Source organism: Azospirillum sp. TSH58, from assembly GCF_003119115.1.
GTDB lineage: Bacteria > Pseudomonadota > Alphaproteobacteria > Azospirillales > Azospirillaceae > Azospirillum.
This window is the reverse complement of the sequence record NZ_CP022364.1, coordinates 1,925,569-1,945,143: the sequence shown is the minus strand read 5'-3', so window position 1 is coordinate 1,945,143 and position 19,575 is coordinate 1,925,569. Positions and strand designations below refer to the sequence as shown.

General features: G+C 70.4%; 22 protein-coding genes. 7 read left to right on the top strand and 15 right to left on the bottom strand.

Annotation, left to right across the window (positions count from 1 at the left end; all coding sequences use genetic code 11):
* The first annotated feature begins 8 nt into the window (after window positions 1–8).
* Window positions 9–473, top strand: coding sequence for a DUF4126 domain-containing protein (locus TSH58p_RS12705; RefSeq protein ID WP_109070662.1), 465 nt, complete (start codon window positions 9–11; stop codon window positions 471–473).
* A 24-nt stretch (window positions 474–497) separates the two neighbouring features.
* On the opposite strand, the gene mtnA is transcribed toward TSH58p_RS12705, so the two are convergent.
* Entirely contained in the window at window positions 498–1,604 is a 1,107-nt protein-coding gene (mtnA, locus tag TSH58p_RS12700; RefSeq protein ID WP_109070661.1) for an S-methyl-5-thioribose-1-phosphate isomerase, read from the bottom strand.
* A gap of 166 nt (window positions 1,605–1,770) precedes the next feature.
* Here mtnA and TSH58p_RS12695 point away from each other — a divergent pair, with 166 nt between their 5' ends.
* A complete protein-coding gene (locus TSH58p_RS12695) occupies window positions 1,771–3,459 on the top strand; it encodes a sensor histidine kinase (protein WP_109070660.1) in 1,689 nt (562 codons plus the stop codon).
* Between the two features lie 7 nt (window positions 3,460–3,466).
* On the opposite strand, the gene TSH58p_RS12690 is transcribed toward TSH58p_RS12695, so the two are convergent.
* The 5 genes from TSH58p_RS12690 to TSH58p_RS12670 all read right to left on the bottom strand — a co-directional run bounded on the left by TSH58p_RS12690 (window position 3,467) and on the right by TSH58p_RS12670 (window position 8,792).
* Window positions 3,467–4,051 (bottom strand): DNA polymerase III, encoded by a 585-nt coding sequence (locus TSH58p_RS12690; RefSeq protein ID WP_247874094.1) that lies wholly within the window; start codon window positions 4,049–4,051, stop codon window positions 3,467–3,469.
* Window positions 4,052–4,095: 44 nt separating this feature from the next.
* A complete protein-coding gene (locus TSH58p_RS12685; protein WP_247874093.1) occupies window positions 4,096–5,913 on the bottom strand; it encodes a putative nucleotidyltransferase substrate binding domain-containing protein in 1,818 nt (605 codons plus the stop codon).
* Between the two features lie 118 nt (window positions 5,914–6,031).
* Window positions 6,032–7,750, bottom strand: a complete 1,719-nt coding sequence (locus TSH58p_RS12680; protein WP_109070659.1) for a cation acetate symporter — start codon at window positions 7,748–7,750, stop codon at window positions 6,032–6,034.
* A complete protein-coding gene (locus tag TSH58p_RS12675; RefSeq protein ID WP_109070658.1) occupies window positions 7,750–8,052 on the bottom strand; it encodes a DUF485 domain-containing protein in 303 nt (100 codons plus the stop codon). Before TSH58p_RS12675 ends, TSH58p_RS12680 begins: the two co-directional genes overlap by 1 nt.
* Before the next feature lie 218 nt (window positions 8,053–8,270).
* The gene (locus TSH58p_RS12670) at window positions 8,271–8,792 is read right to left on the bottom strand and encodes a DUF1178 family protein (protein ID WP_109070657.1); all 522 of its coding nucleotides are present in this window, start codon (window positions 8,790–8,792) and stop codon (window positions 8,271–8,273) included.
* A 111-nt stretch (window positions 8,793–8,903) separates the two neighbouring features.
* Between TSH58p_RS12670 and TSH58p_RS12665 the strand changes: the two genes are divergently transcribed.
* Window positions 8,904–9,560 carry a bifunctional 2-polyprenyl-6-hydroxyphenol methylase/3-demethylubiquinol 3-O-methyltransferase UbiG gene (locus TSH58p_RS12665; protein WP_109070656.1) on the top strand — a complete coding sequence of 219 codons (657 nt, stop codon included), beginning with the start codon at window positions 8,904–8,906 and terminating at the stop codon, window positions 9,558–9,560.
* Window positions 9,561–9,824: 264 nt separating this feature from the next.
* On the top strand, window positions 9,825–10,403 hold the full coding sequence (locus tag TSH58p_RS12660; protein WP_162600038.1) for a manganese efflux pump MntP family protein: 579 nt from the start codon (window positions 9,825–9,827) through the stop codon (window positions 10,401–10,403).
* Window positions 10,404–10,432: 29 nt separating this feature from the next.
* Here the strand turns inward: TSH58p_RS12660 and TSH58p_RS12655 are convergent, their stop codons facing one another.
* The 4 genes from TSH58p_RS12655 to TSH58p_RS12640 all read right to left on the bottom strand — a co-directional run bounded on the left by TSH58p_RS12655 (window position 10,433) and on the right by TSH58p_RS12640 (window position 12,654).
* Window positions 10,433–11,269: a carbon-nitrogen hydrolase family protein gene (locus TSH58p_RS12655; RefSeq protein WP_109070654.1), complete on the bottom strand. Its 837-nt coding sequence runs from the start codon at window positions 11,267–11,269 to the stop codon at window positions 10,433–10,435.
* Window positions 11,266–11,529 (bottom strand): glutaredoxin 3, encoded by a 264-nt coding sequence (grxC, locus tag TSH58p_RS12650; protein ID WP_109070653.1) that lies wholly within the window; start codon window positions 11,527–11,529, stop codon window positions 11,266–11,268. Before grxC ends, TSH58p_RS12655 begins: the two co-directional genes overlap by 4 nt.
* An 89-nt stretch (window positions 11,530–11,618) precedes the next feature.
* Window positions 11,619–12,362 (bottom strand): ComF family protein, encoded by a 744-nt coding sequence (locus TSH58p_RS12645; protein ID WP_109070652.1) that lies wholly within the window; start codon window positions 12,360–12,362, stop codon window positions 11,619–11,621.
* Window positions 12,363–12,387: 25 nt separating this feature from the next.
* A complete protein-coding gene (locus tag TSH58p_RS12640; protein ID WP_035669536.1) occupies window positions 12,388–12,654 on the bottom strand; it encodes a flagellar biosynthetic protein FliQ in 267 nt (88 codons plus the stop codon).
* A gap of 108 nt (window positions 12,655–12,762) precedes the next feature.
* Here TSH58p_RS12640 and TSH58p_RS12635 point away from each other — a divergent pair, with 108 nt between their 5' ends.
* Window positions 12,763–13,659 carry a methyltransferase domain-containing protein gene (locus TSH58p_RS12635; RefSeq protein WP_109070651.1) on the top strand — a complete coding sequence of 299 codons (897 nt, stop codon included), beginning with the start codon at window positions 12,763–12,765 and terminating at the stop codon, window positions 13,657–13,659.
* A gap of 18 nt (window positions 13,660–13,677) precedes the next feature.
* Here the strand turns inward: TSH58p_RS12635 and TSH58p_RS12630 are convergent, their stop codons facing one another.
* From TSH58p_RS12630 to TSH58p_RS33620, 3 genes are all read right to left on the bottom strand, one after another.
* On the bottom strand, window positions 13,678–14,445 hold the full coding sequence (locus tag TSH58p_RS12630) for a sulfite exporter TauE/SafE family protein (protein ID WP_109070650.1): 768 nt from the start codon (window positions 14,443–14,445) through the stop codon (window positions 13,678–13,680).
* Window positions 14,446–14,537: 92 nt separating this feature from the next.
* Entirely contained in the window at window positions 14,538–15,143 is a 606-nt protein-coding gene (locus tag TSH58p_RS12625; protein WP_109070649.1) for a general stress protein, read from the bottom strand.
* Between the two features lie 83 nt (window positions 15,144–15,226).
* Complete coding sequence (locus TSH58p_RS33620) at window positions 15,227–15,373, bottom strand: hypothetical protein (RefSeq protein WP_199230150.1); 147 nt, start codon at window positions 15,371–15,373, stop codon at window positions 15,227–15,229.
* Window positions 15,374–15,479: 106 nt separating this feature from the next.
* Between TSH58p_RS33620 and TSH58p_RS12620 the strand changes: the two genes are divergently transcribed.
* Both TSH58p_RS12620 and TSH58p_RS12615 read left to right on the top strand, forming a co-directional pair.
* Window positions 15,480–16,043, top strand: a complete 564-nt coding sequence (locus tag TSH58p_RS12620) for an ankyrin repeat domain-containing protein (protein ID WP_109070648.1) — start codon at window positions 15,480–15,482, stop codon at window positions 16,041–16,043.
* A gap of 7 nt (window positions 16,044–16,050) precedes the next feature.
* The gene (locus TSH58p_RS12615; protein ID WP_109070647.1) at window positions 16,051–17,058 is read left to right on the top strand and encodes a CobD/CbiB family cobalamin biosynthesis protein; all 1,008 of its coding nucleotides are present in this window, start codon (window positions 16,051–16,053) and stop codon (window positions 17,056–17,058) included.
* A gap of 260 nt (window positions 17,059–17,318) precedes the next feature.
* On the opposite strand, the gene TSH58p_RS12610 is transcribed toward TSH58p_RS12615, so the two are convergent.
* Window positions 17,319–18,743 carry a DEAD/DEAH box helicase gene (locus TSH58p_RS12610; RefSeq protein ID WP_247874092.1) on the bottom strand — a complete coding sequence of 475 codons (1,425 nt, stop codon included), beginning with the start codon at window positions 18,741–18,743 and terminating at the stop codon, window positions 17,319–17,321.
* Between the two features lie 334 nt (window positions 18,744–19,077).
* Complete coding sequence (mscL, locus tag TSH58p_RS12605; RefSeq protein WP_109070645.1) at window positions 19,078–19,524, bottom strand: large conductance mechanosensitive channel protein MscL; 447 nt, start codon at window positions 19,522–19,524, stop codon at window positions 19,078–19,080.
* Between the last annotated feature and the right edge of the window lie 51 nt (window positions 19,525–19,575).

Below are 19,575 nucleotides of genomic sequence, written 5' to 3'. Positions count from 1 at the left end.
AGAGCAATGTGACGACTGCCCTGATTCTCGCCGTCCTGATCGGCGCCGTCGCCGGTTCGCGCACTCTTCTCGCACCGGCGGCCGTCTCCTGGGCCGCCTATGGCGGCTGGCTCGACCTGTCGGGAAGCTGGCTGTTCTTCCTCGGCCACCCGGTCTCGCCCTGGGTCTTCACCGTTATGGCGGTGGGGGAGCTGATCACCGACAAGCTGCCGAGCACCCCCAGCCGCAAACTCCCCTTCCCCTTCGCCAGCCGCATCGCCGGCGGCGCCATCGCGGGGGCGGCCATCGGCGCGAACGCGGGCGCGTGGGTTCCCGGCCTGATCGCCGGCGGGCTGGGCGCGGTCGCCGGCACGCTCCTCGGCTATGAGGCGCGCCGGCGCATGGCCGCCGCCTTCGGCCGCGACCGGCCGGCGGCGCTGATCGAGGACGCGGTGGCGCTCACCGTCGCCCTGCTCGTCGTCGCCGCGGCGTAAGCCGCTGTTCGGAGACGGAGGGCGTCAGCGCGGCGCGCCGCCCCGCTCGGGGAACAGCCCCAGCAGCCCCTCCCGGCTCGCCGGGCAGACGCCGCGCTCGGTCACCAGACCGGTCACCAGACGGGCCGGGGTCACGTCGAAGCCGTAATTGACCGCCGGGCTGCCGGCCGGGGTGACGCGGATGGTCTCGATCCGCCCATCGGCGGTGATGCCGGTCAGCTCGGTCACCTCGCGGGCGTCGCGCTCCTCGATGGGTATTTCCCTCACCCCGTCGGCCATGCCCCAGTCGATGGTCGGCGAGGGCAGCGCGACGTAGAAGGGCACGCCGTTGTCGTGGGCGGCCAGCGCCTTCAGATAGGTGCCGATCTTGTTGCAGACGTCGCCGGTCGCCGTGGTGCGGTCGGTGCCGACGATGCACAGGTCGACCATGCCGTGCTGCATCAGGTGGCCGCCGGTGTTGTCCACCACCACCGTGTGGGGCACGCCGTGGCGGTTCAGCTCCCAGGCGGTCAGGCTGGCGCCCTGGTTGCGCGGACGCGTCTCGTCCACCCAGACATGCAGGCGGATGCCCTCCTCGAAGGCGACATAGACCGGGGCGAGCGCCGTGCCCCAATCGACGGTGGCGAGCCAGCCAGCGTTGCAGTGGGTCAGCACGTTCACCGGCTCGCCCGGGGCCTTGCGGCGGGCGGCCTCGCGGATCAGGGCGGCGCCATGCTCGCCGATGGCGCGGTTGATCGCGACGTCCTCGTCGCAGACCGCGGCGGCCTCGGCGTAGGCGGCCTCGGTACGGGCGGCGGGCGGCAGCGGCGCCAGACGGGCGCGCATCCGATCCAGCGCCCAGCGCAGGTTGACCGCGGTCGGGCGGGTGGCGAGCAGCCGCGCATGGGCTTCCTCCAGCGCCGCGTCGGACGGGTCGGCCCGCATGGCCAGCGCGACTCCGTAGGCGGCGGTCGCCCCGATCAGCGGCGCCCCGCGCACCAGCATGGCGCGGATGGCGTGGGCGGCCTCCTCGAGGCTTGTCAGCCGCGCGACGGCGAAATCATGCGGCATCCGCGTCTGGTCGATGATCTCCACCGCCCAGCCGTCCTTCGCCAGCCAGATGGTGCGGTAGGCCGTGCCGTCGATCCTCATACGCCATACTCCCCGCGCTCGATGCCGCTTCGGCCTTTCGGCCCGGCGCGACAATAGGGGGTGGCGCGGCGCGGTTCAACGGGCGTACCCAGGGAACAGGAGCCTGCAAAAAAGTGTTGGTCCGCCACGAATGCCACCACCTTCCATGCCCCGAAGCACCGTCCCCATGCCCCTTCGTGCCCTGCGATCCAAAGGTTCCCCACTGCTCTACCGGATGCCGGGATCGGCGCTGGTGCTGATGGTCTGCGCGGTGGCGCTGCTGCTGACGCTCGGCCTGTCGGCCAGCTTCGCGCTGCGCGACCGGGCGGCGGCCCTGCAGCACGCCCAGGACACCGCCGGCAACGCCAGCCTGCTGGTCGCGGAGCACGCGGCCCGGCTGGTGGAGACCAGCGACCTGATCCTGAAGCAGGCGGTCCAGCTCGCCGGGCCGGCGGACGCTCCGCTGCCCGGCGACCGGGCGGGCTGGGAGCGCTACGCGGCGCTGGTGCGCGGCACGCCCTATCTGGTGTCGATCTGGCTGTTCGACGCCGAAGGGAACGCCGTCCTGACCACCCGCCGCTTTCCCACCCCGGCGATGAACGTCGCCGACCGCGATTACTTCGCGGCCCAGCGGACGGGCGGCAGCGCGGCGGGCGGCCAGCTCTTCATCACCGCGCTGGACAGCAGCCGCTACAGCCAGGAGCCGCTGATCCTGCTCTCGCGCCCGCTGGCCGCAGCACCGGGGCAATTCCGCGGCATGGCCCTGGTCGCCGTCTCACCGCGCTACGTCCGCGACATCTACAAAAGCTTCGACTTCGACTACGCCCGCTCCATCACCCTGCGCCGGGTCGACGGCACGGTGCTGCTGCACGAAACCCAGGGGCCGGACGCCACCGACAGCGCCGCGGCGGAGGCCGCCGGGGAGCCGGAGATCACCGCGCTGCGCCGGGTGGACAGCCTGCCGCTGACCGCCGAGGTGGCCATTCCGGTGAGCAGCGTCATGGGGCGCTGGCACGGGCAGCTCTGGACCTACATCTCCTACGCGCTGTCCGCGCTGGCCGCGGTGTCGGTGATCGGCGGGATGGCCCTGCAGCGCGCCCGGCGGGAGCGGCAGGCGGAAAGCGCGCTCCAGCACGCCTACGACACGCTGGAGGAGCGGGTTCACCAGCGCACGGCGGAGCTGGAGCGGACCAACGCCCAGCTGGAAACGGCGGTGACCGACAAGGAGATCCTGCTGAAGGAGGTCCAGCACCGGGTGAAGAACAACCTTCAGGTCATCTGCAGCCTGCTGCGCCTTCAGGCCGCTCGCATCGACGAGCCGGCCCGCCGCGCCTTCGACGAGAGCCTGCGCCGCATCCAATGCATGAGCCTGATGCAGGAGCTGCTCTACCGCTCCGACCAGCCGGCGCGCATCGACTTCGCCGATTACCTGCGCCAGCTCTGCGACGGGCTGGTCCGCTCGACCAACCCGACCGGGGCGCGGCTGACGGTGAACGCCCCCCAGCCCTGGAGCCTGGACGTGGATCAGGCCACCCCGCTCGCCCTGATCGCCAGCGAGCTGGTGTCCAACGCGCTGCTCCACGCCTTCCCACCCGGCCATCCCGGCACGGTGACGGTGGAGCTTTTACCGGAGGGCGGTGAAGGCATGCGGATGGTGGTGCGCGACGATGGCACCGGCCTGCCGCCCGATCCGTCCGCCTCCCAGAACCGCGCGAACGACAAGCGCCAGAGCGGGCTGGGGCTGGTTCTGGTCCGGGCGCTGGCCCAGCAGGCCGGCGCGCAGGTGACCATCGACCGCCAGCCGGACGGCGGGCCGGGCACCCGCTTCATCGTGTCGGTGCCGACCCTCGCCAAGGCCCAGACGAAGGCGGCTTGATGAAGCGTCAGGGCTGCGGCGGCTCCAGACGCAGATAGACCATGGCGGCGGCGAGCGCGCTGGCGTAGGCATCCTCCCCGGCGCGCGGCGGCAGGTCGAGGTCGCGCAGGATGCTGTCCAGCCGCAGATCGACCGCGTATTTGCCGGGCGCCTTGGCCTTGCGGCCGTAATAGAGGCTGGACACCTCGATGCGCTGGTTCGGCAGGGCCATGCCCACCATCGGCTGCACCAGCCGGTCGAGAAGCCCCACGGTGAAATCCAGGTAGTAGCCGACCAGCGGCCGGTTGCCGATGAAGGCCAGCAGGCGGGACAGCGCGGGTTCCGCCGGTTCGGTGGGCCAGAAGGAGAGGATCAGGCGCTGGCTGGTCAGGACGCGGCCGCCGCGGATGCGCAGAGCGGCGACGCTGCGCAGATCCGCCGTGGCCGCGTCGAAGGAGGTGGCCTCGCAATGGATCGCCACCCGCTCCCCGCTCTCCGCCCCCGACAGCAGCAGGGCGCGGTCGGGATGCTCGGCGCGGGGGCCGACGGTGTCGGCGACGGGTGCGGCCACCGCCCCGTTGGCCACCACGCTGGCAATGGTCTCGGTCGGCATGCCGCCTCCTCTCCCCGCGGTCCCGGCGGGTCAGTGGTTCAGGGTCAGTGGTTCAGGTGGAAGTGGTAGGCGAGCAGTTCCTTGAACTTCTTCACCAGCGCCAGACAGTCCTTGAACTGGTCGCGGTCGAGCTTGCCCAGGGACTCCGTGCGGACGAGGTTGTCGGTCTGGGTGCCGGACACGCTGCCGTCCAGCCCGGCCTTCAGCCGCAGCGTGGACAGGAAGGTAAAGGCGTCGGCCAATTCGCCCGCCATGCCGCGGTCGAGAACGCCCTTGTCGGCGAGCGCCCAGATGCGCTCGGTCGTGTTGGTCTCCGCCATGTGCTTTTCCAGCGCCAGCGCGCGGACGCCGTGCACGATGGGGAAGATGCCGGCCTTCTTGATGTCCACCGCCTCGCTGCGGCGCCGCTCGAACAGGCCGCCGAACAGGCCCGACGGCGTGTCGAAGGCGAGCGCCGGGCGGGCGAAGGCGGTGAAGAACATCTGGTTGTCCTGCAACCGGCCGAGCAGATAGCCCTTGGCCTCGTCCAGCAGGGCGGCGTCCCCGGCCACCGCCGCCGCGTCGTAGAAGATGGCGAGGTTCATCTGCGCCGCCTCGTCGGGGCGGTGAATCCAGTGGAAGAGGGAGTCCTTGTACAGCGCCAGCGGGCGCGTCCAGTCCGGGTTGGACACCATGATGCGCCCCGGACAGGGCGGGTAGCCGAACGCCACCAGATGGCGGGTGAAGGCGTCGGTCACCTGGGACAGCGACGGGCAGTCGTAGCCGTCGCGCAGGATCAGCCCGTTGTCCTGGTCGGTCTTGAGAAGCTGCTCGCCGCGCCCCTCGCTGCCCATCACGATCAGGCAGGAGTTGGCCAGCAGGTCGGGCGGCGCCAGCAGCTCGAACAGGCGGCGGAAGATCTTGCGGTTCAGCTCGGTCACGAGGTCGGCGATGAAGGACACCTTGACGCCCGTGCCGTGCAGCGTGCGGATCAGCCCGACGATGTCCTGGCTGGCCCGGCCCAGATCCTCCGGCGTGGCGGCGCGGTCGACCTTGAGCGCGACGACCTGGGAATGGTTGGACAGGACGGCCAGCAGGTCGGTCTGCTCCAGCAGGCCGACGACCTCGCCCTGTTCGGTGATGACCAGACGGCGCACCGAATGCTTGGTCATCAGGATCAGCGCGTTGAACAGCAGATCGTCGCGGTCCAGCGCCAGCAGCTCGTAGCGGGCGAGCGGCCCGACCGGGCTGTCCACCGGGCGCCCCTCCAGCACCACGAGGTCGCGCAGGTCGGTGCCGGTCAGGATGCCGACGCGGCCTCCCCTCTTCGGATCGCCGTCGCGGACCAGCACGCTGCTCGCCTGCTCCCGCTTCATCGCCGCCGCCGCGTCGCGCAGGGACGCCCCGGCCTCGACGAAGACCGGCGGGCGCAGATAGGCCTGCCGGATGCGCGCCATGGTCAGGGCGGCGGTTTCGCGGTTGGACCGCTCGTTGGCCAGCGCGCTCAGCCGGTCGGCGAAGCCCTGCTGGATCACCGCGCCGAAGGCGGCGTTCTCGTGCGCCAGTTCAAGAAGGATCGGACGGGGCACCAGATCGCACAGCGTGTCCTCCGCCGCGACGAAGCTGCGCGCCTGCCCGTCGGAGAACAGCGCCTGCAGGTCGAAGCTGTCATGGGCGCCGTGCACCGCCACCACCTCGCCGCCCCGGCGTTCGTGGACCAGCCCCTGCCGCACCACGAACAGGCAATCCGCCGGCTCGTCCCGGCTCAGGATCACCCCGTCCCGCGCGTAGACGCCGAGGTCGAGCGCCGCGGCGAGCCGCTGCCGCTGCTCCGGCGTCAGGCGGTCGAAGGGCGGAACGGAAAAATCGAAGGCGTCGGACAAAACCCGCTCCACGAACCGGTGGGGTGAATAAAAAAGGCGCCCCAAGACCGCGGTCTTGAGGCGCCTTGAAGATTACACCAGCCCCTTCATCTGCGGAAGGCGGGTGCGACCATTCGCATTAGTGAGCAGAGGCCCCTTCGGCGCCCAGGCCGGTCTGCGACCGGATGTACTGGGCCTTGTAGGCCTCGCGCTCGTCCTGCGCGGCCTTGCTGTTGTCGGTGATCGAGAAGAACCAGATCGCCAGGAACGACAGCGGGATGGTGAAGACGCCCGGGTTGTCGTACGGGAAGAGGGCGGCCGGGTTGCCCAGCACCGACTTCCACACGGTCGGGCCCAGGATCAGCAGCGTCACCGAGGACACCAAGCCGATCCAGCCGCCCAGCACGGCGCCGCGGGTGGTCATCCGGCCCCAGAACATCGACATCAGCAGAACCGGGAAGTTCGCCGAGGCCGCGATCACGAAGGCGAGGCCGACCATGAAGGCCACGTTCTGGTTCTCGAAGGCGATGCCGAGGAAGATCGAGACGATGCCGATGACCACCGTGGTGATCTTCGACACGCGGATCTCGTCATGCTCCGACGCGCGGCCCTTGGCGATCACCGAGGCGTAGAGATCGTGCGACACGGCCGAGGCGCCGGCCAGCGTCAGGCCCGCGACCACCGCGAGGATGGTGGCGAAGGCGACGGCCGAGATGAAGCCGAAGAACAGGTCGCCGCCCACCGCGTGCGCGGTGTGGATGGCCGCCATGTTGGAGCCGCCGATGATCATCGCCGGGTTGGGCTTGCCGCCCGCCGCCGCCAGCTTGGCCGCGTCGAGGAACGGATAGGCGCCGGTGGCGTCCGGGGCCAGCAGCAGCACGATGGCGCCGAAGCCGATGATGAAGGTCAGGATGTAGAAGTAGCCGATGAAGCCGGTCGCGTAGAACACAGACTTGCGGGCTTCGCGGGCGTCCGACACCGTGAAGAAGCGCATCAGGATGTGCGGCAGGCCGGCGGTGCCGAACATCAGCGCCATGCCCAGCGAGATCGCCGAGACCGGGTCGCTGATGAGGGCGCCCGGCGCCATGATGCCGGTCGCCTTCGGGTGGACCTGCGTGGCCGTGGCGAACATCGCCTCCGGGCTGAAGCCGAACTTGGCGAGCACCGCGAAGGCCATGAAGGAGGCGCCCGAGAGCAGCAGCACGGCCTTGATGATCTGCACCCAGGTGGTGGCGAGCATGCCGCCGAAGGTCACGTAGGCGATCATGAGGACGCCGACGATCACCACCGCCCACATGTAGTCGAGGCCGAACAGCAGCTGGATCAGCTTGCCGGCGCCGACCATCTGGGCGATCAGGTAGAAGGTCACCGTGGCGAGCGAGCCGCAGGCGGCCATCGTGCGCATCGGGGTCTGCTGGAAGCGGTAGGAGGCCACGTCGGCGAAGGTGTACTTGCCGAGGTTGCGCAGCCGCTCGGCGACCAGGAACAGGATGATCGGCCAGCCGACCAGCCAGCCCACCGAGAAGATCAGGCCGTCGAAGCCCGACGTGTAGACGAGGCCGGCGATGCCGAGGAAGGACGCCGCCGACATGTAGTCGCCGGCGATGGCGAGGCCGTTCTGGAAGCCGGTGATGCCGCCGCCGGCGGCGTAGAAGTCCTTCGCCGACTTCGTGCGGCGCGCCGCCCAGTAGGTGATGCCGAGCGTGGCCAGCACGAAGATCAGGAACATGACGATCGCCGAAAAGTTCGTCGCCTGCTTCTGAACCGCGCCTTCGACCGCCGCCGCGTGCACCGACGCGGGGATGAGCGCGCCGGCCGCGACGGCCGCGACGCCCACACGATTGACCAGCGAACGCATCACTTCGACTCCTCCATGATCTGCCGGTTCAGCTCATCGAACTCGCCGTTCGCCCGGTGCACGTAGATGCCGGTCAGGATGAATGCCGAGATGATGGTGAAAAGGCCGACGGGGATACCCCAGGTGGTCACGCCATTGCCGATCGGGGTACCCAGGAACCCCTTGCCGAAGGCGACCAGCAGGATGAAGCCGAAGTAGATGACGAGCATGGCGATCGAAAGCGTCCACGCGAATGCGCTACGTTTCTGCACCAGCTCCTGAAACTTGGGATTCGCGAGAATCCTCTGAGCGTTTTCTTTCATAGTGCGTCCCCTCGCGAGTGCCGAGCGATTTTTGCAAGGTCATATTAGACACTCGGACCATATGGTCTTTGTAACGAACTATCCCGTCAACAACTTTGATGCAGGCCAACCGCTAAAAAGCGGCTTGACGCAGCCCGTGGCCGTTGTTCCGGAGGTTCGTTCACAAACCCATGGCAGCGAAAGGGCAAGGGGTGCACGAAATATTGTGAAGCGTGGGCTTAAGAATTGGTGCGTGGAAGCCAAGGTATGCGACCAAAAGTCACACCCTCCTCCTTCAACTCCTCCGCTTCCTTGTCGGTGGCCTCGCCGTAGATCCCGCGCGGATCGGTTTCGCCATAATGGATGCGCCGGGCCTCCTCAGCGAAGCGATCCCCGACGTAATCGCAGTTCGTTTCAACCGCGCGGCGAATGTCCGTCAATTGACGCATGACCTCCGCCGCGAAGCGCTCGCGCAGTTCCGCCGGCACGGACGGCGTCGCGGACGCCGGGGGAGCGGCGGGAGCCGCCGCGCCGCCGGACGCCGGCGCCGCCTCCGGCGCGCCGTCCTCCCGAGGTGCATCGTCCCTGGCACGGCCCCCCTTGGCGATGCGCGGGGCCATGGGGGCCTTGGTGATGTGCGTGTCGCCGCAGACCGGGCAGGCGATGGCCTTGGCGGCGGCCTGCGTCTCGTAGGCGTCGCCGTTGCGGAACCAGGCTTCGAACCGGTGGTCGGCCGTGCATTTCAGAACGAAGAGGATCATGTCCCCGTCGGAAGCTCCAAGGTGAGAAGACCGGATGGTGATGGTATACAGCCGGTGACCGGCCGTCAGTTCAGCACGACGCCGGCGTCGCGGTCAAACATGTGTCACGACATGAACGGGAGCATCCGTCCCTTGTCCACCCCGTCCTCCGCCGGATCGCCTCCTATCGGCTCATCCCCCGTCGGCTCATCCCATGCCGCGATCAGCCCGCCCTCCCCCTGGGTCGCGCGCTTCGCGCCGCTGGTGCGGGCGGGCGGGCCGGTCCTCGACCTCGCCTGCGGGTCGGGGCGGCACCTGCGGCTGTTCCAGGCGCGCAACCACCCGGTGACCGGGCTGGACCGCGACCTGCGCGGGGTGGCCGACCTGACCGGGACGGCGGGGGTGGAACTGGTGGAGGCCGATCTGGAGAACGGGGTTGCCGTGCCGCTGCTGCGCGACCGCCGCTTCGCCGCGATCGTGGTGACCAACTACCTGCACCGCCCGCTGTTCCCGGCCATCCTCGACGCGCTGGAACCGGGCGGCATCCTGCTCTACGAGACCTTCGCGCTGGGCAACGCCCGCTTCGGCCGCCCGGCCTCCCCCGCCTTCCTGCTGCGCAACGGCGAGCTTCTGGAGGTCGCGCGCGATCGCCTCCAGGTCGTCGCCTACGAGCATGGCGAGGTCGCCTCGCCCAAGGCCGCGGTGGTGCAGCGGCTGTGCGCGGTCAAGGACCTGGAGGCCGGAAGCGGCCTGGACGGCGACCCGGAGCCACGCCCCCTGCCGGCCTGACGGCGCGGAAGATTACAAATAATTCAACATCTGTTCATATGAATTGACGCTTGAAAACGGCGTCGCTAGGGTCCGCCCGCGTTTTTGGGGAGTAACCGTCCTCCGCCGCGCGGCGGAGGAGCCTGCGTCAACAGACTCGGTCCGGGCGGCCGTGGCGCAGACGGCACCGGCGAGGCCGGGCTTGGTGAGACCAACGGCGCGACGTCCCGGAGGGCCATGGGACCGTCGCGCCGTCGGTCCGTCTTGGCCCAAGGGATTCCCGGTTTGACCGCAACCACTCTTCTGCTTCTCGGCTTCAGCCTGTCGGTGGACGCCTTCGCCGCCGCCATCGGCAAGGGCGCCGCGAGCGAGCGCGCGCGGCTGGTCGACGCGCTCCGCGTCGGCGCCTATTTCGGTTTCTTCGAAGCGATCACCCCGGCCCTGGGCTGGATGGTCGGCGTCGCCGTCAGCGCCTGGATCGCCAGCGTCGACCATTGGGTCGCCTTCGGGCTGCTCGCCCTCGTCGGCGGCAACATGATCCGCCAGGGCCTGATGCCGGAGTCCGCGCCGGAGTCCGGGGAACAGCCGGCGCGCAAAAGCCAGCTCGGCCCCATGCAGCTCGTCCTCACCGCGCTGGCGACGAGCATCGACGCCAGCGCCGTCGGCGTCAGCCTGGCGGTGGTCGACGTGAACATCGTCCAGGCCTGCGTCGTCATCGGTCTGGTGACGGCGGTCATGGCCTTCAGCGGCGTGCTGATCGGGCGCAAGGCCGGCCCGCTGCTCGGCCGCAAGGCGGAAATCCTCGGCGGCCTCGCCCTGCTGGGCATCGGCACCAAGATCCTGATCGAACACACGCTGCTCTGACCCCTTTCGGCCCGGTCGGGAGCGCCCCGTCAGAAGCCGGCCCGCTCCAGCGTGAAGGTCCGGTCGTGGGTCAGGGCCGGCACCATGCGGCGGGCCTCCTCGACGCGGGCCATGTCCAGCTCCGCCAGGACGAAGCCCACCGCCTCCTCCGCGTCGGCCAGCACCTCGCCCCAGGGGGCGACGATCAGGGAATGGCCGTAGGTCAGCCGCCCCTGGTCGTGGCTGCCGGTCTGGGCCGGGGCCAGGACGAAGCAGCCCGTCTCGATGGCGCGGGCGCGCAGCAGCGTGTGCCAGTGCGCCCGCCCGGTCGGCACGGTGAAGGCCGCCGGCACCGTCAGGATCGACGCCCCGGCCTGGGCCAGCGCCCGGTAGAGATAGGCGAAGCGCAGGTCGTAGCAGACGGTCATGCCGACCCCGCCCCAGGGCGTGGCGGCCAGGACCGCGCGGTCGCCGGGCCGGAAGGTCGCGGATTCGCGGTAGCTCTCCCCGCCCTTCAGGTCCACGTCGAACATGTGGAGCTTGTCGTAATGGGCGACGGCCCGCCCCTGCCCATCGAACAGATAGCTGCGGTTGGCCACCCGCCCGTCGTCGAGCAGGACGCCCAGCGTCCCGGCGAGCAGCCAGGCCCCGGTCTCCCGCGCCAGATCGGCGAAGAAGGGGATCGCCGGGTGCTCGTCGGCCGTCCTCACCCGCTCCAGCACCTTGGCGCGGCCCTGGACGATCATGCTGACATTCTCGGGCAGGGCGATGAAATCCGCCCCGGCGTCGCGCGCCCGGCGGACCAGATCGCCCGCCGCCTGAAGGTTCGGAAGGATTTCCGTGCCCGCGTTGACCTGGACGCAGGCGGCCTTCAGGACGCCGCTCATCCCCCGATTCCCAGGATCGGGTCGAGCTTGCCGGCGCGGTCCAGCGCATGGATGTCGTCGGAGCCGCCGTAGGGCTTTCCGTCGATGAAGACCTGCGGCACGGTCATGCGCCCCTCGGCCCGCTGCACCATCTCCTCGCGGCGGTCCGGATGCATGTAGAGGTCGATCTCCTCATACGCCACCCCCTTGCTGTCGAGCAGACGCTTGGCGCGCGAGCAGTAGGGGCAGAAGGGCGTGGTGTAGATGACGACGTCGGCCATGCGGAGGGCTCCTTGGCTGTTTTGAACGGTTATAAGATCAACCGCCGCACGGCGTCACCCGTTACGTTTTCATGGCTCACACTCACGGCTCACGTCTTGACGACGCGCGCCAGGGTCAGCGCGTCCACCCGCTCCGCCCCGGCGCGCAGCAGCACCCGCGCGCATTCCGACAGGGTGGCCCCGGTGGTCAGCACGTCGTCCACCAGCACGATCCGCTTTCCCGCCACCCGCGGCTCCAACCCCGGCCGGACCGCGAAGGCCCCCTTGACGTTCCGCCGCCGCCCCGAGCGGTCGAGCCCGCCCTGCGACGGGGTGGACCGGCGGCGGACCAGCAGGTCGGGAATCACCGGGCGACCGGCCTGCCGGCCCGCCGCCTGGGCCAGCAGGGCCGCCTGGTTGTAGCGGCGCCGGAACAGCCGCAGGCGGTGCAGCGGCACCGGGGCCAGCAGGTCGGCGTCGGCCAGCAGCTCCGCCCCGGCGCGGGCCAGCCACGCGCCGTAGGCCCCGGCGGCGTGGATGCGGTCGCCGTGCTTGAAGCCCAGCACCAGCGGGCGGCTGCCGTCGTCATAGGCCAGGACGGCGCGGGCGCGGGCGAAGACCGGCGGCTCGGCGATGCAGGCGCCGCACAGCGGCTCCCCCTCCAGCGCGAAGTCGAAGGGCGTGCCGCAACACGCGCAAGCGGGCGGCGCGATGAAGGTCAGGCCGCTCCAGCAGGTGGCGCACAGCCCGCCCTGCCGGTCCACCGCCCCGCCGCAGCACAGGCAGCGCGGCGGCAGCAGCGTGTCGAGGACACCCGCCAGAACCTTGGTCGCCAGCCGCTGCGCAAGGGCCATGGCGGCGCGCCCCCCTCAGTTCAGGTCAGTTCAGACCGGCGATGCGGTCGAAGATCACGAAGGTGTAGTCGCGCAGCGCGATGTAGATCGCCGGCCCGGTGATGAACAGGATCGCCAGCGTCGCGAAGATCTTCAGGTCCTGCTGCAGCGTCGATTCGTTGATGTTGGTCGCCTGCTGGAAGATGGTCAGCAGCATGCCGAGCACCGTGGTGACGACGAGGACCGGGGTGGTGATCTTGATGATGACGATCAGCGCCTCGTAGGTGGCGCCGATGGCTTCCTCGATGCCCATGGCCAAGCTCCCGCAGGTTCGCGGCCGACCATAGCACGATGGCGCCCTTTCGCCGATGGCCCTTTCGCCGATGGTTGTAGCTCGCCGGGGCTTGGTTATATTGCGGCCATGACCACGCCCGACAGCATGACCGTCTTCGACCGCGCGCTCGTCCGCCGCCGCCGCGACCGCGCCGTCCCCGCCTTCGCCGAACACGCCTTCCTGTTCGAAGAGGTGGCCGAACGCCTCGTCGACCGGTTGGAGGACGTGGCCCGGCCCTTTCCCACCGTGCTCGACCTCGGCGCCCATGACGGGGTGATGGGGCGGACGCTGCGCGGGCGGAAGGGCGTCGAAACGCTGGTCGCCTGCGACCTCTCCCCCGGCTTCGCCCGGCGGGCCGGGCCGCTGGCGGTCGCCGCCGACGAGGAGTTCCTGCCCTTCGTGCCGGAGACCTTCGACCTCGTGGTCAGCAACCTCAGCCTCCACTGGGTCAACGACCTGCCCGGCGCGCTGGTCCAGGTGCGGCAGGCGCTGAAGCCCGACGGCTTCTTCTGCGCGGCCATGCTGGGCGGGGAAACGCTGCTGGAGCTGCGCCGCTGCCTGTACGAGGCGGAGATGGAGGTGGCCGGCGGCGTGTCGCCCCGCGTGTCGCCCTTCGCCGAGATCCGCGACATCGGCGGGTTGATGCAGCGCGCCGGCTTCGCCCTGCCGGTGGTGGACAGCGACGTCATCACCGTCACCTACAGCGACGCCTTCCGCCTGATGCGCGATCTGCGCGGCATGGGCGAGACCAACGCCGTCCTGGCCCGCCGCAAGGTGCCGGCCACCCGCGCCCTGCTGTTCGATGCCGCCCGCCGCTACGCCGAGCGCTACGCCGAGCCGGACGGGCGCATCGAGGCGACCTTCCAGATCCTCTATCTGGCCGGCTGGTCGCCGCACGAGAGCCAGCAGCAGCCGCTCAAGCCCGGCTGCGGCGAAATCCCGCTGGGCGAGGCGCTGAAGGGATCGGCGGAGAAGCTTCAGTAAGCCGGCGCGGGAAGGCGTTCACCCGATCATCCGGATCGCCATCCAGCCCAGGACCCCGGCGTTCACCACCATGATGACCGGGGCCGCCCGCGCCACCGCGGAGCGCCAGGTGCGCCCCGCCAGATGCCCGGCGAGGCCGACCGCCAGCAGGCTCGGCAGCGTGCCCAGCGCGAAGGCCGCCATGCCCAGCGCCCCGGTCAGCGCGCTGCCGCTGGCCGCGGCCACCGCCACCGCCCCGTAGAGAAGACCGCAGGGAATGAAGCCGAGCGCCAGCCCCAGGGCGTAGCCGCGCCAGCCCGTGGGGTCGCCGAACAGGGGGCGGGCCAGCCTCGACACCCGGTCGCCCCACCAGCGCTGCACCGCGCCGTCGAGCTTCGGCACCCAGGCGCTCAGCCCCTTCACCGCGTAACCGAGGAAGAACAGCGCCGCGAAGGCCAGCAGCGCCACCGACAGCCATTTCAACCCCGGCAGCGCCCCGACATGGCCGGCGACCGCCGCCGCCGCCGCGCCGATCAGCGTGTAGGTCGTGCCGCGCCCCAGATGGTAGGGCAGCACCGCCGCCCCGGCCAGCCGGTGGAACTCGCTCATCCGCGAGGCCGGGACCTGCTCCAGCCGGGCGGTGACCTGGGCCAGGACGAAGGGACCGCACATGCCCGCGCAATGGGTCGATCCCCCGACCAGCCCCGCGGTCAGCAGCGCCACCAGAAGCCCGCCGTCACGGTCGATGACGACGGCGCACTGGTTCAAGCCGGCTTCGAGAAGCGACAGGGCCGAATGGGCGTCCAAGGCGGACCTCCGGTTGGAAGACCGCCCGTGTATAGAAGATGCCCGCCGCGAAGGCCATGACCTGAGTCAACGGAGCCCGGACGCCTCCCCGCTCACCCTTCGGAGCCGGACTGCGGCACCTCGTGCACCTCCACCGGCTGGGAGGCGTGGCGGTTCATGATCTCCACCGCCTGCTGCTCCCGCCCGGCGTCGGCCAGATTGACCCAGAGCAGGATGCCGCCCTTGTCGAGGTGCTGGAGCATCGGCTCGTTGCGCTTGTCGGTCAGCCAGCTCGACATGACCGAGCCCATGGCGCCGCCGCCCACCCCCGCCGCCGCCGCGGCCGCCGCCGCCGCCAGGGCCGTGCCGCCGGTCGCCAGGACCGCGCCGGTCGCCAGGATCGCCCCGACATAGGCCGGGAAACCGACCGCCACGCCCTTCACGCTGCCGACATCCTCCGGCGAGACGTAGGACTGGCGCGGCGCGTCCGGGTCGTGGGCGATGTCCTCCGCCCGCTGCGGCACATGGCCGAGATGGTCGCGGATGGTCTCGTCGTTGGCAAGGACGCTCAGCTCATGGCGCTGGAAGCCGGCGAGGGTCAACTCGTCGACGGCCTTCTGCAGGGCGTCGCGGCTGGCGAAGATGCCCACGGCCTCGCGCACGGCGCCGCGCAGATGGCCGCCGGAGCGGTTCGCGTTCACATCACTTTCGAAGGTCATGGCGGTCTTCCCCTGTTGCGCTTCCCGGTCGCTGTTCAACCATGGGCGCCGAGCGGAGGTTCCCGTCCGCAGACCCGGCGGCGTCAGGGCTTTCCCGCGGCGGCGGGCGGCGTCACCGCGCCCCGCGGCTCCGGCATGGTGCCGAGGAACCACCACAGCCCCAGCGCGATCAGCGCGGCCTTCACCGCCAGGAACAGCGCGATGTGGCGGGCGAGCGGGTTGCGGACCATGGGCGGCTCCATTGCAGCGGGTCGCCGTCGCCAAACCGGGCCAAACTGGATAGTATCCCCGGCCGAAAGACGGATCACCCACACGGATCGCACAAAAGGACGCGCCATGAAACGGCTGCTGTTGCTCAGTCTGCTGGCCCTCGGCCTGACCGCCCCCGCCGCCGCTCCGGCCCTGGCCCAGATCAACCTTCTGGAAGGCCCCTCCATGGTCAAGGCGGTGACGTCGAACGACGCCAGCGCGCTGCGGCTGCTGCTGCTGAAGGGGGAAAACCCGAATCAGGTCGACGCCAGCGGGCGGCCCGTGCTGCTGGTGGCCATCGGCAACGGCCATCCGGAACTGGTGCGGCTTCTGCTGGATGGCGGGGCCAACCCCAACCGCGCCGACAAGGCGGGCAACACCCCGCTGCACTACGCGGTGGAGGCCGACGCGCCGGAGGCGGTGGATCTCCTGCTCGCCAAGGGCGCCAAGGTCGACCAGGACAACCGCCAGGGCGTCACCCCGCTGATGACCGCGGCGCGCTTCGGGCGCGTCGATCTGGTGGAGCGGCTGCTGAAGGCCGGGGCGCAGGCCGACCGCTCCGACTTCACGGGCCGCACGACGCTGAGCTGGGCGCAGGACAGCCGCAACGCCCGCGTGGCGAACCTGCTGCGCCAGGCCGGAGCGCGCTGAGGCCGCGATGGGCGACGCCCTGCTCACCTCCGTCCTCGGCGCCGCCCCCCTGAACGGTCCGGGGCCGCTGTTCCTGCTGCTGCTGGCCCTGGCCATCGACGCCGCCGCGGGCGACTGGATCGGGCGCGTCCTGCCCGACCCGGCGGCGCTGGCGCAACGCGTCTGTGCCTGGGCCGACCGGCGGCTGAACCGGGTGGAGCGCGGCAAGACCGCCCGCCTGCTGCGCGGCGCGCTGGTCGTGCTGGCGCTCGTGCTGACCGCCGTCGCCGTCGGCCTGATCGTCGAGCGGATCGGCGCGCAGAGCCGCGGCTGGCTGCTGGAACTGGCGGTGATCCTCGCCGCGCTGCGCGGGCGGAGCGCCTGGGCGCGGGTGCGGGCGGTGCGCCGCGCGTTGGACAAGGGCGGCGTCGCCCCGGCGCGGGACGCCGTCGCCCCCCTCACCCGCCGCCATGCCCTCAGCCTGGACGAGCACGGCATCGCCCGTGCCGCCATCGAGGCCGCCGCCAAGGGCTTCGCCCGCAAGCTGGTGGCCCCGGTCTTCGGCTACGCCCTGCTGGGCGTGCCCGGCCTGCTGGTCTGGGCGGTGGTGGACGGCGCCGACACCGCATTGGGCCACCAGGGCGTCCGGCACGAGCGCTTCGGCCAGACCGCGGCGCGGCTGGACGACGCGCTGAACGCCATCCCGGCGCGGCTGGCCGCGGTTCTCCTGGCGCTGGCCGCGCCCTTCGCCGGGGCGCGGGCCGGCGGCGCCTTCCGCACGATGATGCGGGACGGCGGCAAGGCGGCCTCCCTCAACATGGGCTGGCCGACCGCCGCGATGGCCGGCGCGCTGGGTCTGGCGCTGGGCGGGCCGCATCGCGACGGCGGCGTGGTCATCACCGAACCCTGGATCGGCGAGGGCCGCGCACGGGCCACCGCCGCCGACATCGGGCGGGCGCTGGCGGTCTACGCCGTGGCCGGGTTGATCCTGGCGTTGCTGGTGGCGCTGCTGTTGTGGGGCATCGCGGGGATGTGAAGCGCGGGAGCGCGGAACAGGACTTCACACGGATTGCACGGACGATTACACGGATTTTTATTTATCCTCGGACCGCCACCCCTGTTGCCTCGCGCAAGAGAAACAGGTTTCCGATATTTATTATTAAAAAAAATCCGTGAAATCCGTGCGTCGATCCGTGAAATCCGTGAAAATTCTTGCTCGCCACCCTCCAGCTTGGCCAAGAAAAAAGGCGCGGTCCCGAAGGACCGCGCCTTTTTCATGTCAGCGGCGAACCGCTGTTACCACTTGGACGCCCGGTGCGCCGGCTTGCCGCCCTGGGAGTCGCGGCGGGCGTGGCCGCCGTGCTCGCTGCGGGCCGGCTCGTTCCGGTTCGCCGGACGGCCCTGCGGACGGCCACCCGGGCCACCGTTCGGCTTGGCGCCCTCGGCGCCGCCGGCGTTGCGCACCCACGGCTTCTTGTTGTAGCCGCCGCCGTTGCCGCCGCCCGGACGACCACCCGGACGGCCCGCCGGACGGCCGCCGCCGCCGGTCTGGAACGGACGCTGCGGTTCCAGACCCGGAACGACGTGGATGTCGAGGCGGGTGCCGGTGTAGCGCTCGATCCGGAACAGGGCGTCGCGGTCGGCGCGGGCGGCGAAGGAGATCGCCACGCCCGAGGCGCCCGCACGGCCCGTGCGGCCGATGCGGTGGACATAGTCCTCCGCCGAGCGCGGCAGGTCGAAGTTGATGACGTGGGTGATGTCGCGCACGTCGATGCCGCGCGCCGCCACGTCGGTCGCCACCAGCAGGCGGACCTGACCGGTGCGCAGGCGCTGGAGCGTGCGGTTGCGCTTGAACTGGTCCATGTCGCCGTGCAGGGCGGCGGCGGCGTGGCCGGCGTCGCTCAGCTCCTCGGCCAGCGCGTCGGCGTCACGCTTGGTGGCGGCGAAGATGATCGCCTTGCCGACCTCGGGCTGGTCCGCGAAGTGCTTCAGCAGGCGGCGCTTGTGGTCCATGTCGTCGGCATGGTGCAGGCGCTGCTCGACGTTCACCGAGGTGGTGGCGCTTTCCACGGCGACGCGCACCGGGTTGCGCAGCAGGTTGCCGGCGAGCTGGGCCATGCGGCGGTCCAGCGTGGCGGTGAACAGCAGCGTCTGGCGGCTGTCCGGGCAGCACTTGGCGATGGTTTCCACATCGTCCAGGAAGCCCATGTCCAGCATGCGGTCCGCCTCGTCCAGGATCAGCACCTCGACGGCGCTGAGGTCGATGCGGTTGCGCGACACATGGTCGAGCAGACGGCCCGGCGTGGCGACCATGACATCGACCGCGCGCGACAGCAGGCGGAGCTGGTCGCGGTAGGGCATGCCGCCGACCACGTCCACGATGTTGTACTTCATGAACTTGGCGTACTTGCGCGCCGCGTCGGTGACCTGCTTGGCCAGCTCGCGGGTCGGGGCCAGCACCAGCACGCGCGGGGCGGCCACGCCGAGGCGCGGCAGATCGATGGTGCGGGTCAGCGCCGGCAGCATGAAGGCGGCGGTCTTGCCGGTGCCCGTCTCGGCGGTCGCCAGGATGTCGCGGCCTTCCAGGGCCGGCGGGATCGCCTCGGCCTGGACCGGGGTCGGGACGTTGTACTCGAACGCCTCCAGCGCCTTCACGACCAGCGGGTGGACGCCCAGCCCGGCGAAAGCGTTGGGGGTAGCGGTTTCAGTGGTGTCGGTCACGGTTGCGTCGGCGACGGCAGCCTCTGTGACAGAGGTCTCGGCAACGAGGGCGTCGGCGGCGGTCATTTCGATGGACGACAAGTAGGGTAACCTTTCCTCAGGACCATGACGGCGCACGGCCGCCGCACCAGGATGGTGAGCGGTGGAACGCCGGCGTTTTCGCCGGGAGGAGGTCGGAAGAGGGAGAGGCGTCTGTCCGAAGCTACGGGTGGCCGGGTCCCAAGGAAGGCCATCCCGAAATATCAAAGCGCGTCTCGCTCAAGAGACGCGCGAGCCTCCAGCGATCAAGACGCCTTACATAATGGGTTGCGCTGCACAATCCAAGAAGATTCTTTCACGCCCCCGGTCGTGTCGTGTCCCCGGAAGCGGTTGCCTGCCGTGCGCGCAGCGCATCGCGGATCTCCTCCAGCAGAACCTCCTGGCGGGGCGGCGCCTTCGGCTTGGAGTCCTGGAGGAAATGCAGGCGGTTGACCTGCCGCACGATGAGGAACAGCGCCCCCGCCACGATGAAGAAGTTGATCAGCGCGTTGATGAAGCGGCCGTAGTTGATGGTCGCCGCCCCCGCCGCCTCCGCCGCGGACAGGCTTTCGTAATGGCCGCCGGACAGGTTCAGGAAGTAGTTGGAGAAATCGATCCCGCCCATGACCCAGCCGATGGGCGGCATCAGCACGTCCCTGACCAGCGAGTTGACGATGCCGGTGAAGGCCGCGCCGATGATGATGCCGACCGCCAGCTCCACGACGTTGCCGCGGCTGATGAAGGTCTTGAATTCCTGCAACATGGCTGCGCTCCCGCTTTTCGCGTTAGAACGCTAAAGCCCAGCCGAAGTTTC